Source organism: Amycolatopsis stemonae (assembly GCF_054781455.1).
The window spans coordinates 817,057-833,047 of the sequence record NZ_BAAGUJ010000001.1 but is presented as its reverse complement, the minus strand read 5'-3'; the positions used below and the strand labels follow the sequence as shown (position 1 = coordinate 833,047).

14 protein-coding genes are annotated in these 15,991 nt (G+C 72.3%); 7 read left to right on the top strand and 7 right to left on the bottom strand.

Translation table 11 applies throughout. The features are described from left to right. Positions 1–3 precede the first annotated feature (3 nt). Together ACYVLJ_RS04140 and ACYVLJ_RS04135 are read right to left on the bottom strand one after the other, a co-directional pair. Positions 4–327, bottom strand: coding sequence for a hypothetical protein (locus ACYVLJ_RS04140; RefSeq protein WP_451968953.1), 324 nt, complete (start codon positions 325–327; stop codon positions 4–6). Between the two features lie 202 nt (positions 328–529). Continuing rightward, entirely contained in the window at positions 530–748 is a 219-nt protein-coding gene (locus ACYVLJ_RS04135; RefSeq protein ID WP_451968952.1) for a PspC domain-containing protein, read from the bottom strand. A gap of 274 nt (positions 749–1,022) precedes the next feature. Here ACYVLJ_RS04135 and ACYVLJ_RS04130 point away from each other — a divergent pair, with 274 nt between their 5' ends. Further along, entirely contained in the window at positions 1,023–1,151 is a 129-nt protein-coding gene (locus ACYVLJ_RS04130) for a hypothetical protein (protein WP_460437796.1), read from the top strand. Positions 1,152–1,155: 4 nt separating this feature from the next. On the opposite strand, the gene ACYVLJ_RS04125 is transcribed toward ACYVLJ_RS04130, so the two are convergent. Next, complete coding sequence (locus ACYVLJ_RS04125) at positions 1,156–2,085, bottom strand: o-succinylbenzoate synthase (protein WP_460437795.1); 930 nt, start codon at positions 2,083–2,085, stop codon at positions 1,156–1,158. 72 nt (positions 2,086–2,157) lie between these two features. Here ACYVLJ_RS04125 and ACYVLJ_RS04120 point away from each other — a divergent pair, with 72 nt between their 5' ends. Continuing rightward, complete coding sequence (locus ACYVLJ_RS04120) at positions 2,158–4,956, top strand: AfsR/SARP family transcriptional regulator (RefSeq protein WP_460437794.1); 2,799 nt, start codon at positions 2,158–2,160, stop codon at positions 4,954–4,956. Between the two features lie 111 nt (positions 4,957–5,067). Here ACYVLJ_RS04120 and ACYVLJ_RS04115 read toward each other — a convergent pair whose 3' ends face one another. The 3 genes from ACYVLJ_RS04115 to ACYVLJ_RS04105 form a co-directional block, all read right to left on the bottom strand. Continuing rightward, on the bottom strand, positions 5,068–5,913 hold the full coding sequence (locus tag ACYVLJ_RS04115; protein WP_460437793.1) for a DUF72 domain-containing protein: 846 nt from the start codon (positions 5,911–5,913) through the stop codon (positions 5,068–5,070). 238 nt (positions 5,914–6,151) lie between these two features. Beyond that, the gene (locus ACYVLJ_RS04110; protein WP_451968945.1) at positions 6,152–6,913 is read right to left on the bottom strand and encodes a DUF4253 domain-containing protein; all 762 of its coding nucleotides are present in this window, start codon (positions 6,911–6,913) and stop codon (positions 6,152–6,154) included. Positions 6,914–7,213: 300 nt separating this feature from the next. Beyond that, positions 7,214–8,860, bottom strand: a complete 1,647-nt coding sequence (locus ACYVLJ_RS04105) for a DEAD/DEAH box helicase (RefSeq protein ID WP_460437792.1) — start codon at positions 8,858–8,860, stop codon at positions 7,214–7,216. Positions 8,861–8,922: 62 nt separating this feature from the next. Here ACYVLJ_RS04105 and ACYVLJ_RS04100 point away from each other — a divergent pair, with 62 nt between their 5' ends. Beyond that, positions 8,923–9,522 (top strand): LppU/SCO3897 family protein, encoded by a 600-nt coding sequence (locus tag ACYVLJ_RS04100; RefSeq protein WP_460437791.1) that lies wholly within the window; start codon positions 8,923–8,925, stop codon positions 9,520–9,522. A gap of 6 nt (positions 9,523–9,528) precedes the next feature. Here the strand turns inward: ACYVLJ_RS04100 and ACYVLJ_RS04095 are convergent, their stop codons facing one another. Beyond that, positions 9,529–10,494, bottom strand: a complete 966-nt coding sequence (locus ACYVLJ_RS04095; protein ID WP_460437790.1) for an ABC transporter substrate-binding protein — start codon at positions 10,492–10,494, stop codon at positions 9,529–9,531. Positions 10,495–10,681: 187 nt separating this feature from the next. Here ACYVLJ_RS04095 and ACYVLJ_RS04090 point away from each other — a divergent pair, with 187 nt between their 5' ends. The 4 genes from ACYVLJ_RS04090 to ACYVLJ_RS04075 all read left to right on the top strand — a co-directional run bounded on the left by ACYVLJ_RS04090 (position 10,682) and on the right by ACYVLJ_RS04075 (position 15,834). Further along, positions 10,682–13,417 carry a sensor histidine kinase gene (locus tag ACYVLJ_RS04090; RefSeq protein WP_460437789.1) on the top strand — a complete coding sequence of 912 codons (2,736 nt, stop codon included), beginning with the start codon at positions 10,682–10,684 and terminating at the stop codon, positions 13,415–13,417. 12 nt (positions 13,418–13,429) lie between these two features. Next, the gene (locus tag ACYVLJ_RS04085; protein ID WP_451968932.1) at positions 13,430–14,107 is read left to right on the top strand and encodes a copper homeostasis protein CutC; all 678 of its coding nucleotides are present in this window, start codon (positions 13,430–13,432) and stop codon (positions 14,105–14,107) included. A gap of 505 nt (positions 14,108–14,612) precedes the next feature. Next, on the top strand, positions 14,613–14,825 hold the full coding sequence (locus ACYVLJ_RS04080; RefSeq protein WP_460437788.1) for a hypothetical protein: 213 nt from the start codon (positions 14,613–14,615) through the stop codon (positions 14,823–14,825). 46 nt (positions 14,826–14,871) lie between these two features. Then, positions 14,872–15,834 carry a tetratricopeptide repeat protein gene (locus ACYVLJ_RS04075; RefSeq protein WP_451968927.1) on the top strand — a complete coding sequence of 321 codons (963 nt, stop codon included), beginning with the start codon at positions 14,872–14,874 and terminating at the stop codon, positions 15,832–15,834. Positions 15,835–15,991: the final 157 nt, after the last annotated feature.

Here is a 15,991-nt window from a genome sequence, read left to right as displayed (position 1 = left end):
AGCTCATGGCTTCGTGAAGAACCAGACCGCGTAGGCGCCGAGGATGACGACGCCGAGCGCGAGCACGCCGAGGCCCCCGAGCCAGGCGGTGCTCGCTTCTTCCGCCTCCAGCGCGACGACGATGGCGCCGATCCCGGTGAGCAGGATCCAGATGGCCAGGGCCGCGGCGGTGTAGAGCACGGTCTTGGTGACGGTCGCGCTGCCGGTGTCGTCGAAGGCGAGCGCGAAGAAAGCGGAGAAGGCGGTCAGCCCCAGCCCGGCGATCAGGTAGAGCCCGCCGAGGATCCCGACGACGACCTTCGCGGCCGTCCTGCTCCCTTGATCCACGACCGCGAACCCTAACCCCTCGAACGGGATTCGCGTCCGGGTTTTGCGCCGCTCAGCGCAGCACAGTAGGCCGAACGGCCCGGACGTCCCCTTGGCGTCCGGGCCGTTCTCGTACCCCCGCGCGGGCGTCCCCCGACGCCCGCGTCACACCCCCGTCGTCCGGCGGGCACCGGCTCCCCCTGCGAGCCGGCGCCCGCCCGCGTCAGGAGTCCTCTTCCGGCGTCAGGATGGCGGCGGCGACGTAGACCGGGATGGCGATGCCGACGGAAAGGAACACGGCGGCGACCATGCCGATGCGCAGCACGCTGGCGTCGATGCCGAGGTAGGTCGCCCAGCCGCCGCAGACGCCGGTGAGCATCTTGTCGGTCTTGCTGCGGCGGAGCTTCTTGGTGGTTTCCGGGGTGTACACGCTGTTCGTCATGGCTCAATAGTGGCTCCGGCCGGGGTCCCGCCACATCGGGAACGGCCCGGACCCCGACCCTGAACTCCGCCTCCGGGAAAACCAGGTGCCCGCACCCGGGCGCGCCGGTCCAACGTCGGACCGTGAAACACGACACGCCCGAGTTCGCCGCGATCGCCGAGCGGGGGACAATCCTGCGCTGTCAGGTCGGTCCGGCCTGCACGGCCCGATCGCCGAGCCGTGGCTGTCCTGGCTGCGCGACCTGCGGCGCGGGAAGCACACGCAGCAGGAGGCGGTGGCAGCCGCGAGGGAGCTCGAAGACCAGCTGGTCCGGGGCGCGTCGCCGCTGCCGGAACACCCGGACCGCGCCTGGGCCGACCAGTGGCTGGTGCGCGCCTACGGCCAGGCCTGGCAGGCTGCGTGACCACTCACGACAAGCCGCGCACCCGGTCGAGCCGGGCCGTCCACGCCGCTTCGACGTCGGGCGGTGCCGGGTATGCCTCCGTGGGCTCGGGTGCTTGGCGCAGCACCGGCAGGTGGCCGTCCACAGGGGACAGTGAGTCCGCGCAGACGTCGCCCTCCAGCAACGAGATCGTGCCCAGTCCGCACGCGAAGTCCAACGACGGCAACGCGCCCGCCAGTGCCAGGCCGGCCGCCAGGCCCACGCTCGTCTCCACCGCCGACGACACCACGCACGGCAGCCCGCACGCCTCCGCGACCTCCAGGGCCCGGCGGACCCCGCCCAGCGGCGCCACCTTCAGCACCGCGATGTCCGCCGCGCCCGCGACCGCCACCTTCAACGGATCCTCGGCCCGGCGGATCGACTCGTCGGCCGCGATGCGGACCCGCACCCGCCGGCGTACCGCCGCCAGGTCGTCGATCGTCGGGCAGGGCTGCTCCGCGTACTCCAGGCCGCCCGCCGCCTTGTCGAGGTCCGTGATCGCGCGGACCGCCGTGTCGACGTCCCAGGCCATGTTCGCGTCCACGCGGATGGCGCCCGCCGGGCCGAGCGCGTCGCGGACCGCCGCCACGCGGTCGCAGTCGTCCGCGATCGACGACCTCGGGTCCGCGACCTTCACCTTCGCCGTGCGGCAGCCGGAGGCGCGCACCAGCTCGTACGCCTTCTCCGGCGAGACCACCGGCACGGTCGTGTTCACCTCGACCCGGTCGCGGACCGGCGCCGGCCAGCCGGCCTCGCTCGCTTCCAGTGCCGCCTGCAGCCAGGGCACGCTTTCGGCGTCCGAGTAGTCGGCGAACGGGCAGAACTCGCCCCAGCCCGCCGGGCCGCCGAGCAGCACGCCTTCCCGGACCGTGATGCCGCGGAACCGGTTGCGCAGGGGGATCGCGTAGACCTTCATCGTCGCCGATCATGCCATCCCGACCTTCGGCAAACGGCTGCCGATCAGTGCGGTTCCCGTCAGAATGACCCCGTGGTCCTCGACTTCCGCGTGCTGGGTCCGGCCGAGGTCACGGCCGATGGCCACCCGGTGCCGCTCGGGGGGAGCCGGCCGTTGATCGTGCTGGCCGGGCTGCTGCTGCGCGCGAACCGGGTCGTGCCGGTCGACGAGCTGGGCCGCTGGCTCTGGGACGACGATCGCCGCCGCTCGAAGGGCGCGCTCCAGACGTACGTGCTGCGCCTGCGCCGGGCGCTGGGCGACCAGGTCGCGATCCGCACCGAGAGCGGCGGCTACCTGATCGAGCTCGACGACGACCTGCTCGACCTCGCCCGGTTCCGCGGTCTCGCCACCCGCGGCAAGGCCGCGATGGACCGCGGCGAGAGCCGCCAGGCGGCCGCGCACTTCGCCGGGGCGCTCGCGCAGTGGCGGGGCCCGGCGCTGCTGAACGTCGAGTCGGACGCCCTGCACCGCGACGAGGTCGGCCAGCTGGCCGAAGAACGGCTGCGCGTGCGCGAGCAGTGGGCGGACGCCCTGCTCGACGTCGGCGAATACGGCACCGTCGTGCCCGAACTGGCCCGGCTGACCAGGGAAAACCCGCTGCGGGAGCGGTTGCACGAGCAGCTGATGGTCGCGCTCTACCGGTCGGGTCGCCAGGCCGAGGCGCTCGACGTCTACCGGCGGATCAGCGGGGTCCTGGCCGAGGAGCTCGGGCTGGACCCCGGGCTCTCGCTGCAGCGCACCCGTCAGGCGATCCTGACCGGAGCCGCCGCCGACGACCCGGCCGGCGGCGCGCGGCTGGCGCGCTACCGGCTCGGCGTCGAGCCGCAGGTGCCGCACCAGCTGCCCGCCGACCTGCCGACCTTCTCCGGGCGCGAGTGCGACCTCAAGGCGTTGCACGCCCTGCTGCCGGAGGCGATCGAGGCCGACACGTCGACGCCGATCGCGTCCGTCGAGGGCATGGGCGGCATCGGCAAGACGACCTTGGCCGTGCACTTCGCGCACGAGGTCGCCGACCGGTTCCCCGGCGGGCAGGTCTACGTCAACCTGCGCGGCTACGGGCCCGGCGAGCCGGTCGAGCCGGCGGCCGCGCTGGAGGCGGTGCTGACCGCGCTCGGCGTGCCCTGCGACCAGATCCCGGACGACCTCGACGGCCGCGCCGCGAGCTGGCGCACGCACAGCGCGGGGCGGCGGCTGCTGGTCCTGCTCGACAACGCCAACCGCACCGAGCAGGTGCGCCCGCTGCTGCCGGGGCCGGGCTGCCTGGTCGTGATCACCAGCCGCTGGCAGCTGCGCGCGCTGGTCGCGACGCACGGCGCGCGGCGGATCGCGCTGGAGGAGCTCGGCGAGGAGGACGCCGTCGAGCTGCTCGCGTCCACGATCGGTATCGAGCGCGTCGCGCGCGACCCGGCGGCGACCGAGCGGTTCGTGCGCTACTGCGGCGGGCTGCCGCTGGCCATCCGGATCCTCGCGGTCCGGGCCGCGCAGTTCCCCGACCTGCCGCTCGACGAGTTCGTCGACTCGCTCGACAGCGACCTGCTCGGCTCGTTCGACCTCGCCGACGGCGAAGGCACGAACATCCGCTCGGTGTTTTCGTACTCGTACCAGGCTTTGGAGCCGTCGACGGCACGGTTGCTGCGCCTGCTCGGGCTGCCCACCGGCGTCGACTTCACCGCGCCGGCGGCCGCCGCGGTCGCCGGCCTGGACCTCGCGACGACCCGGCCGATGCTGGAGACCCTCGCCGCCGCGCACCTGCTCGCACAGCCGTGGCCGGGCCGCTACCAGTTCCACGACCTCATCCGGGCGTACGCCGGCGAAGTCGCTTCGCGGGTCGACACGCCTTCGCAGCGCGACGCCGCGTTGGACCGGCTGCTGGACTGGTACCTGGCGTCGGCGCTGAACGCGTCCCGGCGGATGCGGCCGGAGCGCTACTACCGGCTGCTGGAGCTCGACGACCTCGCCGGTGGTCTGGCGTTCTCCGAGTACCACGAGGCGCTGGCCTGGTTCGGCGAGGAGTCCGGCAACCTGATCGCCGCGGTCCACCTGGCGCGGCGCCGGCGTGACGACGTCTGCTGGAAGCTGGCCTGGCTGCTGCAGAGCTACTTCGTCACGCGCTCGCGGCTCGACGACTGGCGTTCGGTCTTCGCCGTGGCGCTCGAGGCGGCGCGCGCGAGCGGCCACCGGCCGGGCGAGGCGGGCATCCTGAGCGGGCTCGGCGTGGTCAACGGCGTCGCGCGGCAGTACGACGAGTCGCGGCGCTACCTGGAGCAGGTGCTCGCGATCCAGCGCGACCTCGGCGCGCGCGAGGGCGAGGCGCGGGCGCAGTACAACCTGGCGATGGCGGCGCACAACCTCGACGACTACGCCTGGGCCTACGAGCACGGGATGCAGGCGCTGGAGATCGTCCGCGAGCTGGGGCTGGGGGCGCTCGAGGCGAGCGTGCTGCGGGCGCTGGGCGACATCTGCACCTCGATGGGCGACCACGAGCAGGCCCTGCGCCTCGCCGACGCGGCGCTGGCGGTGCCGGGCCCGGACGGCGAGCCGGTGGACACGCGGTTCACGGTGCACACGCGCGGCCTGGCGCTGGTGGGGCTGGGCCGCGTGGACGAGGGCATCGCGTGCATCCGCGACTCGGTCGAGATGTTCTTCGCGATGGGCGAGCAGGACGAGGCCGCGGACGTGCTGGCCCAGCTCGGCACGATCCACCTGCGGCACGGGGATCGCGGCCTGGCGCGGGAGTGCTGGCTGCGCTCGGTCCGGCTGCTGACGGAGCTGGGCCACCCGGACGCGGACGACGTGCGCTCGAAACTGGCGGCCCTGGTGGGCGCGGGCTGACCGCGGCGCCGGGGGCGGAAGGGCGGACCGCCCGCGTGCCGACCCCCAGCGACAGCACGCAAGCCGGTCCGGCCCGCCTTGTCACCCAACCCGATCGCGCTCACTGTCCGCTCACTGTCCGGTCGGCGGGGCCACGCCGAGCAGGCCGGCCAGGGTCTCCGCGTTGCGGGGTGCCTCGACCTTCACGTCGTTGTCGAAGTAGACGTGGACGTCCCGGGTGCCGTCTTCGTGCCAGGCGCGGATCTTGTCGGCCCAGGCACGCAGCGCCCGGTCCGAATAGCCGCTGACGTAAAGCTCCTCGTCGCCGTGGAGGCGGACGTACGAGAAGTCCGCCGCCTGCTCTTCGATGAGCGGCCACCGGCCCGCGGTGTCCGCGACGACCAACGCGATCCCGTGCTTGCGCAGCAGCGCCGCCGCCGCGGGCTGCGCGAAACTCGGGTGCCGGACCTCCAGCGCGTGCCGCAGCCGCTTCCGCGGGCCGGCCTGGAGATGAGGCGTTCCCTTCAGCTTGTCGTCGTGCTTGGCCGCGAGGTGGGCCGCGTCGGTCGTCGTGCGGGGCAGCAGGGCGAAGAACGTCGCGAGGCGGTCGGGGTCGAACGTCAGTCTCGGCGGCAGCTGCCAGAGGAACGGGCCCAGCTTCGCGCCGAGCGCCAGCACGCCGGAGGCGTAGAAGTTCGCGAGCGCCGTCTCGACGTCGCGCAGCTGCTTCATGTGCGTGATGAAGCGGCCGCCCTTCACCGCGAAGAGGAAGTCCGCCGGGGTCTCGTCGAACCAGGCGCGGAACCGTTCCGGGCGCTGCAGCGAGTAGAACGAGCCGTTGATTTCGACCGCGTTCATCCGCCGCGACAGGTATTCGAGCTCCCGCCGCTGCGCGAGTCCCGCCGGGTAGAACTCCCCGCGCCACGGCGGATAACGCCACCCCGACGTGCCGATCCGGATCTCGGCGATCGTGCTCACCGCCTTCCCGCGGTGGGTGATGCCCGCTCCCGGGCGGGGACAAACGCGGCCGCGAGGCCGCCGTCCGGACGGGTGGACCGCCGGACGGGACAACCGACCCAGATTCGCGGACGCTCGTCTGACGAGGCCCTTGAAGCGCTTGCTCACGGGTGGCCTCCGGCCGGCCGCACCCAGGGGGTGGGTGCGGCGATTCCCTTGCGCACGGGGAACCCCCGCTCCGGCCGCCGGACCCCGTTCCTCACGCCCAGGAGAACCGCCAGACCCGCGACTGCACCAGATCCGACGCGTACTCGCGCAGGTTTCCGGGCTGTCCCGCGAAGGTGGGCAGGCTGAACGCCCGGTGCTCCGCCGCGACCGACAGCGCCCGGGCCTGGTTGCGCGGGGGCGCCGACACCGACAGCTCCAGCGTGTCGAACCCCAGCACCACCAGCGTCGCGCCGAAGCGCTCCTCCCAGCTGCGCAGCACCGCCGACAGCTCGGCCACCTGGTCGGTGTACTTGATCATGCCCGTCCAGCCCAGCAGGGCCGGGATGTCGGCCGGCCGCTCGGTCTGGACCAGGCCGAGCCGGTGCGGGGCGCGCGTCGCCAGGATCGAGCCCGTGTTGCCCGCCTCCGCCAGCGGGTCGGACCTGCGCGGGCTGCGCTTGGCCAGCCCCGGGAAACGCGCGCCGAACGGCCGCAGGCAGGCGCCGTCGCAGCACGACGCGTCCCACCAGCGGTCCAGCGCGCCCGCCGCGTCGGCCGTCGCGACCCGGTGGCCGGCCGGGGCCAGGCGGCCGCGGTCGTCGATCCAGTCCTCGCCGTTCGCCGCGAAGCGCTGGTCGTGCGGGATCAGCACCGGCCACAGCCCCGACCGCTCGAACTCGGCCACGCAGCCGAGGTAGCGCTCGGGCCGGGTCAGCGGCAGGTCGGACACCCACAGCCGGCCGTGCCACGACCCCGGTGGCAGGGTCTGGACCGGCGGCGCGGGCGTACCGGGGCGGAGCGGTGCGATCGTCATGGACGTCCCCTCGAACTTGTGTTCGGCTGGTGCATGTCGAACAGTAGTTCGAGGGTCTGACAATTTCCAGCGTTCGGGCCGCTCATCCGTTCGAGTGAATCTGCAAATCCGCAGGTCAGAGCCGCTTCTGAAACGGCTGTGGCGGAAGTTGTTCCTGTGACGATCCGCTGGGCCGAAGGGGTTAGCGCGCCGGAGCAGGCCGCGTTGAGCGGGCTGGGCGTGGCCGCGATGAAGCCGCGGATCGGCAAGCCTCGCCCGCGATCGTGACGTGGCGGCGAGGGAGCGGCGGCAAGGACCCGGCTAGAGCGGCCGGAGCAGGTCGTCCGCGTCGACGATGTGGTACGCGTACCCCTGCTCCGCCAGGAAACGCTGCCGATGCGCCGCGTACTCCGTGTCGACCGTGTCGCGCGAGACGATCGAGTAGAAGTGCGCCTGACGGCCATCACCCTTGGGGCGCAGGAGGCGGCCCAGGCGCTGGGCTTCCTCCTGGCGGGAGCCGAACGTGCCCGAGATCTGGATCGCCACCGACGCCTCGGGCAGGTCGATCGAGAAGTTCGCGACCTTCGACACGACCAGCGTGCGGATCTCGCCGCGGCGGAACTTGTCGAAGAGCTCTTCGCGTTCCTTGTTCTTCGTCGCGCCCTGGATCACCGGGGCGTCCAGCTCGTCGCCCAGCATCTCCAGCTGGTCGAGGTAGGCGCCGATCACCAGGGTCGGCTCGCCCGCGTGACGCTCCACAATGGACTTGATCACCGGGGTCTTGGTCTGCGCCGTCGCCGCCAGCTTGTAGCGCTCGTCGGCCTCGGCCGTGGCGTACTCCAGGCGTTCGGCGTCGGTCAGCGTCACGCGGACCTCGGTGCACTCCGCCGGCGCGATCCAGCCCTGCGCCTCGATGTCGCGCCACGGCACGTCGTAGCGCTTCGGCCCGATCAGCGAGAAGACGTCGCCTTCGCGGCCGTCCTCGCGCACCAGCGTCGCGGTGAGACCGAGGCGGCGGCGGGACTGCAGGTCCGCCGTCATCCGGAACACCGGCGCCGGCAGCAGGTGCACCTCGTCGTAGACGACCAGGCCCCAGTCGCGCGAGTCGAACAGCTCCAGGTGCCGGTACTCGCCCTTGGTCTTGCGCGTGATCACCTGGTACGTCGCGATGGTGACCGGCCGGATCTCCTTCTTCTCGCCGGAGTACTCGCCGATCTCCTCCTCGGTCAGCGACGTCCGCGCGATCAGCTCGCGCTTCCACTGCCGCCCGGCGACCGTGTTCGTCACCAGGATCAGCGTCGTGGCCCGCGCCTTCGCCATGGCGGCCGCGCCGACCAGCGTCTTGCCCGCGCCGCACGGCAGCACGACCACGCCCGAGCCACCCGCCCAGAACGCCTCCGCGGCCATCCGCTGGTAGTCGCGCAGGTGCCAGTCGCGCTCGTCGAGCGCGATCGGGTGCGCTTCGCCGTCGACGTACCCGGCGAGGTCTTCGGCGGGCCAGCCGACCTTCAGCAGCGCCTGCTTGAGCCGCCCGCGCTCGCTCGGGTGGACGATGACGGTGTCCTCGTCGATCCGCGCGCCGAGCATCGGGCTGATCTTCTTGTTCCGGACGACCTCGGTGAGCACCGCGCGGTCGGTGGTCGACATGACCAGGCCGTGCGCCGGGTGGTTCGCGATCTGCAGCCGGCCGAACCGGCCCATCACGTCGACGACGTCGATCAGCAGCGGCTGCGGCACGGGGAAGCGCGAATACGTCGTCAGGGCGTCGACGACCTGCTCGGCGTCGTGCCCCGCGGCACGCGCGTTCCACAACGCCAGGGGCGTGATCCGGTAGGTGTGGACGTGCTCCGGGGCGCGTTCGAGCTCGGCGAACGGCGCGATCGCGACGCGCGCGTCATCGGCCTGGGGGTGGTCGACCTCCAGGAGCACGGTCTTGTCGGACTGGACGATCAGCGGGCCATCAGTCACAACTACTGTTATACGTGCCTCGCTCGTGGGACGAGGTGCCGAGGGGATCACTGGAGGGCACGTTGACCACACCACCGTTCGACGACAACCCGTTCCGGTCGCCGGACCACGCGGCCCCGTCCGCGCCGGTGCCCGGTCGGCAGCCCATCCCGCACTGGTTCACCACGAAGGTGAAGATCACCCTCGCGGTGTGCGTCGTCCTGGCGCTGGCCCTGGGTTCGCTGGGCGCGCTGAGCATCTACTGGGCCGATCGCGCCGGCCCGCCCGGGAGCGGTGACTGCGTGTACCTGTCGCGGGAAAGCGGCGACAAGATCGTCTACCACCGCGTCGGCTGCGGCTCGGACAGCGCCGCGTACCAGGTCGAACAGAGCTACAGCGGGTCCTCGACCTGCGCCTCCAACGGGTACGTGCGGTTCAAGATCGCGGCCGGGCGGACGCTCTGCCTGGCGCTGAACGTCAGCACCGGCGACTGCCTGCGCGACGCCGACGACGAGGTCAAGGTCGCCAAGGTGAGCTGCACCGACCCGGCGGCGACGGAACGCGTCCAGGTCATCACCGGCCCGCACGATCCCGACACCTGCGGAAAGGCCGACGACATCCGGTACTACGCCGGCCCGCCGACGCGCGCGGTGTGCCTGACGCCGCCGGGCGAGAGCATCTAGCCGGAGTCAGTAACCGTTCTGGTCCGGCAGCAGGCTCTGGACGTCGAGGCGGTCGGCCAGCTGGCCCGAGTTGTGCATCAGGTCGGCGACGCGCTGCAGCCGGATGCCGTTCAGCGACGTCGGGTACGAGCCCAGCGAGATGAGGGCCGCCGTCGTCGTGTCGATGTCGGAGAACTTCGGGAGCGCGTCGCGGACCACCGCCGGGTCCGTCGCGCTCTGCTGGGCCGCGCCCAGCGCCGTGCGGAACGCCGCCAGCGTGCGCGGGTTGGCCTGGGCGAACGGCTTGGCCGACGAGTAGGACGACAGCGGGAAGTCGAGCGTCGCGCCGCGGGCGCCGTCGGCCAGGATGTGCGCGCCGAGGTCCTTCTCCGCGCGCGTGATGTACGGCTCGATCATCAGCGCCGCGTCCGCGTCGCCCGCCTGCAGGGCCTGCGGCATCCGGTCGAACGCGACCTGCTTGAACTTGATCTTCGCCACGTCGACGCCCGCGGTGCCGAGCACCGAGCGCGCGGCCAGGGCGCCGACGTCGTCGAGCATGTTCACCGCGATGTCGGGGGACTTCTTCGTCGTCGGCACGGTGTAGTCGGAGCCGGGCAGGGTGACCAGGGCCATGGTGTTCGGGCCGGACGTGTAGGCCTCGCCCTGCAGCTGCAGGGCCGTCCCGCCCGCCGCGGCGCGGAAGACCGCGATGTCGGAGGCGAAGGTGACGTCGAGGTCGCCGGCCGCCAGCTTGGCCAGCCCGTCGTCCGCGCCGAGCTCGACGAGCTGGACGTTCAGGCCCGCGGCGCCGAACTTCCCGGCCGCGACGGCGATCCGCAGCGGGGCCGTGTCGATGGCGTTGCCCACACCGACACGCAGAGTGGTCCGTTCCAATGGCGGTGGCGAGGCCGGTGATCCGGATCCGAACAGGCTGCAGCCCGCGGTCGTCAGCAACGCCGCCACCAGCGGAATCGTCAGTCCGCGTCTGATCATGAACCTTCACCTACCGCGAGAATCTGGTTCTCGTGCTGGATCGTATGGTCCGCGCCCCATACGATCGCGGGCAGGGCCGTATCGTGCCAGCGCGGCTTTCGGATCTTCATCGGGCGGGCTACCGTCCAGTAGGTTCGAGGTGTCGTCGGATCCGCGGGTTCCCTCCCGCGGCGGAAAAGGAAACCAGGTGACCCGTCGCGATCAGCGTCCCCGCAAGGGCGGCGACGCGGCGGATCCACGTCCGGCCGGCGGCCGGTGGCGGCTCCGGAACTGGCGCCTGGGCACGAAGCTCTTCGCCGTCCTCCTCATCCCCGCGCTCGCGGTGATCGCCCTCGTCGGCCTGCGGATCAGCTCGGACCTCCGTGACGCGCGGCAGCTCGCGGAGTTCGCCACCCGCGGCCGCGTCGACAGCACGGTCGCCGAAGCCATCCACGAGCTCCAGCGCGAGCGCGACCTCACCGTCCGGTTCGTCGCCCAGGACCGCCAGGGCGACACGGCCGACCTCACCGGTCAGCGCAAACGCGTCGACCAGGCGATCGGCACGTTCGAACGGACCCTCGCCGACAGTAGACCCCGGCTGGACGCGAAGGCCGGGGAAAGCCTGCAGCAGACCGACGACCGCCTGCGCGTGCTCGGCGGCCTCCGGTTCTCCGCGGAGCACTCGGCGTTCCCCGCCGACGCCGTGCTGCGCTCCTACAGCGAGCTGATCTCCGGCCTGCTCGACATCAGCGACTCGGCCGCCGCCGACGTCTCGGACCCCGAGCTCGCGCGGCTGCGCCTGGCCGGCAACGCGCTCGCCCGGATCAAGGACCAGATGTCGGTCAAGCGCGCGGTGCTGGCCGAGGCGCTCGCCGCGGGCAGCCTCAACCGCGACCGCACGCGCGCGTTGCTCGGCGCCGAAGCGGAGCTCGCCGCCGCGCGCAACGACTACCGCACCTTCGCGACGCCCGACCAGCAGCGCATGTTCGACGACACCGTGATCGGCCTGGTCGTCGACATCGGCAACGACATGGTCGAGTCCGCGCTGACCCGCACCGAAAACGGCCAGAACCTCTCCGGTCTCGACCCGAACCAGTGGGACGTCTCGGCGACGCACACCGTGAACCTCGCCCACCAAGTGCAGCAAGCCCTGCTGGTCCAGCTGCAGGAACGCACGGACGCCCTGGCGGCGCAGGCGCGCACGGCGGCGATCTGGGACGGCGGGGTCGTGCTCGGCGTACTGCTCGTCGCGGGCGTGCTGTCGGTCGTCATCGCGCGGTCCCTGCTGCGCCCCCTGCGGATCCTGCGCCGGACGGCGCTGGAAGTGGCCGAACACCGGCTGCCCGCCGCCGTGCAGAACCTGCTCACCGACCCCGAGCCCGCGCCGGAGAACCTGCGGAAACGACTGGCGGTCGCGCCGGTGCCGGTGTTCACCCGCGAAGAGGTCGGCCAGGTGGCCCGCGCGTTCGACGCGGTGCACGGCGAAGCCGTCCGCCTGGCCGGCGAGCAGGCGATGCTGCGCGAAAACGTCAACGCGATGTTCGTCAACCTGTCCCAGCGCAGCCAGGACCTCGTCGAGCGGCAGCTGTCGGTGCTCGACCGGATGGAAGCCGACGAGCAGGACCCGGACACCCTGGCCGGGCTGTTCGAGCTCGACCACCTGGCGACGCGGATGCGGCGCAACAGCGAAAACCTGCTGGTCCTGTCCGGCCACGACTCGGCGCGGGAGGACGCGGGCGCCGTCTCGGCCGACGAGATCATCGGCGCCGCGCTCTCCGAGGTCGAGCACTACCAGCGCATCGAGCTCGGCCCGGCGCCGCAGGTCGCGGTGCGCGGGGAGGCCGTCAACGACCTGGTGCACGTCGTTTCGGAGCTGCTGGAGAACGCGACGAGCTACTCCGGCGACGAGACCGTCACCGTGTCCAGTGCCGAGACCCACGACGGCGACTGGGAGATCGAGATCGTCGACCACGGCGCCGGCATGCCGCAGGCCGAGATCGACCGCACCAACGCGCGGCTCGCGCACCCGCCGGACGTCGACGTCGAAGTCTCGCGCCGGATGGGCCTGTTCGTGGTCGCGACGCTGGCCACCCGGCACCGGATCGACGTCCGCCTGAGCGCGGGCCGGGACGGCGGGCTCGTCGCGACCGTGCTGGTGCCCGCCGGCCTGATCGTCGAGCTGCCGCCGATGCCCGCGCCGCCCCCGCCCGCCGAGCCGGCCGCGGCCCCGGAACCCGAGCTGCTGGCACCGCTGGCCCCGCTCACGCCGCCGGAACCCGAGCCCGAGCCGGAGCCGGAGGAGCTTTCGCCGCCGTCGATCGAGGCCGGGCCGCCGCGCCGGGCCCCCGTGGTGGCCCGCGAGCACGCGCCGGAGTGGCCGACCGCGGACGACGACTCGCACCTGGACCTCGACGCGCCGACCGAGCGGATGCCCGCCTACCGCGACGTCCTGTCGCGCTGGTTCGACGCGTCGGCGGCGCCCGAGGCGGCGCGCAAGGCCGTCGAGCCGCGCCCGGTCGCGGAGGAGCCGCGGCCGGCCGAACCCGAGCCGCGCCACGCGCTCGCCGCGCCGCCGCCCCCGCCCCCTCCGCCGCCGCTTTCCCGGGAAAGCGACCGCCTGGGGGCGGAGCTTTCCCGGGAAAGTGCCGAGGTGGGGCCGGACGACGAGGACACCGAGCCGCAGATCCGGCCCGTCACGCCGCCGGCCGCGATCGAGCCCGCCTACGAGTGGCCGACCCCGGCCGAACTGGAGCAGGAGGACGGCGCCGAGGACACCTGGCCGTTCCTGCAGCCCGCGGATTCCGCGGCGAGCCCCGGAGCGGTGCCGGAGCAGCGGCCGATACTCTCTCTTTCCCCGGAAGCGGTACGCGAGCGGATGACGAGCCTTCAAGGCGGCTTCCGGCGAGGGCGGCACGCGAGGGGAGACGACACCCGGAACCAGTGAAACGGATGAGGCATGAGCTCGAAGACGCCCCTGCTGGAAGTGATCGCGCTGGACGCGGCGGACGCCGAAGGCGCGCAGGCGGGCGGGGCCGACCGCCTCGAACTGGTGACGGACATGGCGCAGGACGGCCTCACGCCGTCGGTCGAGACGCTGCGTGACGTGCTTTCGGCGACCGACCTCCCGGTGCGGGTCATGCTGCGGGACAACGGTTCCTTCGCCGTCGGCGACCTCGAGGGGCTGCGCGCGGACACCGCCCGGCTGGTCGACGCGGGTGCGCGCGAGTTCGTCTTCGGCTTCCTCACCGTCGACAGCGAGATCGACCTGGACGCCTGCGAGGCGCTCATCAAGGAGATCGACGGGCTGCCGTGGACGTTCCACCGCGCGATCGACCGCACGCGGGACCCGTTGCGCGCGTACGACCAGCTGGCCGCGATCGGGTGTGACACCGTGCTCGCGGCCGGCCACCCGAACGGTGTAGGCAGTGGGCTTTCCGTGCTACAGCGCCTGGCACAGCGCGAAAGCGGGCCGGAACTGCTCGTCGGCGGCGGGCTGCGCGCGCAGCAGGTGCACCTCTTGCGCGCGGGCGGGGTGCGCGGGTTCCATGTCGGAAGCGCCGTCCGGCCCGGTGGCTGGCAGGCGCCGGTGGCCGCCGAAACGGTGCGCACCTGGGTGGAGCTCGTCAAATCCTGAGGGGCTGCGGAAGTCGTACGGAGTACGGCGCCCCCGTTTCCAAATCCGCAGCCGGCCGGCGGGCAATTGCGTGATCCGCCGGCCGGTCATACCAGTATTACCGGCTTTTGAATCGTTATCCTGAAATTGCATTCGGGGCTTGCGAATGCCCGTTCGCCGTCGGTTGTGCACCTGCACGTGCGTTATCGTTGTTGGGCTGCTTGGCGGCTGAAGGCTCGGCAGCTGCTGGCTATCGTGGTCGAGAAGTCGTGAAACGGTGGCGTTTCCGTCGGGGTGGGCTCGGTGCGACGGGCACGGTCGCCGTTCACCCGGATGGTCTCAAGAATTGTTCGGCCAGCACGGGAGGCGGCGCTGTGGGCGCGCGTATTCGGTTCGCGGTCAATTCGATGAGAAGTCATCAGGAAACCAGGATGTCGACCATCCGGTGGATTTCTGTCACGTGGGAGCGGTTGATTCCCCGCGGATATCGCCCGAGTGCGTCCGGAACAAGCCGGAAGGCTGAATCGTGACCAGCACGATACCGCGTCAACGCGGAACCGAAACCTCCGAAGACGAGTTCGCCAAACTGGGGCTCGGCGGCTCGCTCGCCCTCACCGGCCTGCTGGCCGCCGTCAAGATCGCGGAAACGGCCACGGGTGTGGTGCTGACCGCCGCCGGGGTGCTGCCCGGCGCCAGTCCCTCGAAGGACCGCGCTCCGGCCCGGCCCGGTGGGGAATAACCGGGGGCTGCCCGTGCCGGCAGCCCTCAACGGACGGAGGGCTGCCATGACCGGCAGTGAAGGGCGGGGCGAACCGCGGGGAACCCGCGTGGGTCTCGCCGACGTGCGGCGGCTCGAGGACGTCGTCGCGGAGCTCAGGGGCCTGGACTACCGCTACGGCGGCGGCGCCTGCCGGGCGGCCGTCGAGGCGCGCCTGCCCGCCGCCGCGGCGTTGCTGGAAGGGGCGGCCAAGACCGTCGTCCTGGCGCGGCTCTTCACGGCCGTCGCCGACATCTACAACCTCGCCGGGTGGACGAACTTCGACCAGGACCGGCCGAACGCCGCGCTGGCCGCGTTCGAGCGGGCGCTGGAGCTCGCCGTCCAGGCCGGGAACGACGATCTCCAGGCCAACATCCGGTACCGCGTCGGGCGGCTGCACCTGCACTACGGGGCCGTCGACGCGGCGCTGACGGAGTTCGAGCAGGGCCGGGACGCGGCGCTGCTGGCGCACTCCAAGCTCGCGCAGGCGATCCTCTCGGCGAACCAGGCGTGGGCGTTCGCCAAGAAGGCCGACGTCACCGGGGCGCTGACCTACCTGCGCCGCGCCCGGCAGGAGTTCGCGGAGTCCGAGGGGCGCGAACCGTCGCCGTGGGCGGCGTTCTTCGGGACCACCGACATGGCGGCGATGGTCGGCACGGTGCACGCCGAACTGGCCCAGATGGTCGACATCCGGCACGGCCGCGACGGCATCCCCGCCCTCACCGAGGCGATCGCCGGGTACCCGCGGGGAATGGCGCGCAGCCGGTCGCTGACCCTGATCTGGCTGGCCACCGTGCACGCCCTCGACGGCGACCTCGACGTCGCCACCGCGGTCGGCGAGGAGGCGATCGAACTGGTCGGCGCCCTGCGGTCGCCGCGGGCCCGGCAGCGGCTGCACTCGCTGTCGGCGGCCGCGCGGCGGTTTTCCGGCAGCGCGGACGCGCAGGAGATCGTCGACCGCATCGACGATCTCGGACAATACGGACGATAATCGAACGACCATGAAAAGGTAAAACGTTCGGAAAACGAAAATGGGAACCGCGAAAGGGCAGCCAAAAGTAGGTTCCTCGGCGCGTTCGCGGCTTCTTATGCTTCTCGGCAACCTGCGGCGAGTATTGAAGCGCGCAGGCCCGGTCCCCACCGCCGAG

Bases quoted from the DNA above. Each gene is read 5' to 3' on its own strand.
- ACYVLJ_RS04125 (WP_460437795.1), bottom strand. From the start codon at position 2,085: ATGAAGGTCTACGCGATCCCCCTGCGCAACCGGTTCCGCGGCATCACG.
- ACYVLJ_RS04095 (WP_460437790.1), bottom strand. From the start codon at position 10,494: ATGATCAGACGCGGACTGACGATTCCGCTGGTGGCGGCGTTGCTGACG.
- ACYVLJ_RS04135 (WP_451968952.1), bottom strand. From the start codon at position 748: ATGACGAACAGCGTGTACACCCCGGAAACCACCAAGAAGCTCCGCCGC.
- ACYVLJ_RS04110 (WP_451968945.1), bottom strand. From the start codon at position 6,913: ATGACGATCGCACCGCTCCGCCCCGGTACGCCCGCGCCGCCGGTCCAG.
- ACYVLJ_RS04085 (WP_451968932.1), top strand. From the start codon at position 13,430: ATGAGCTCGAAGACGCCCCTGCTGGAAGTGATCGCGCTGGACGCGGCG.
- ACYVLJ_RS04075 (WP_451968927.1), top strand. From the start codon at position 14,872: ATGACCGGCAGTGAAGGGCGGGGCGAACCGCGGGGAACCCGCGTGGGT.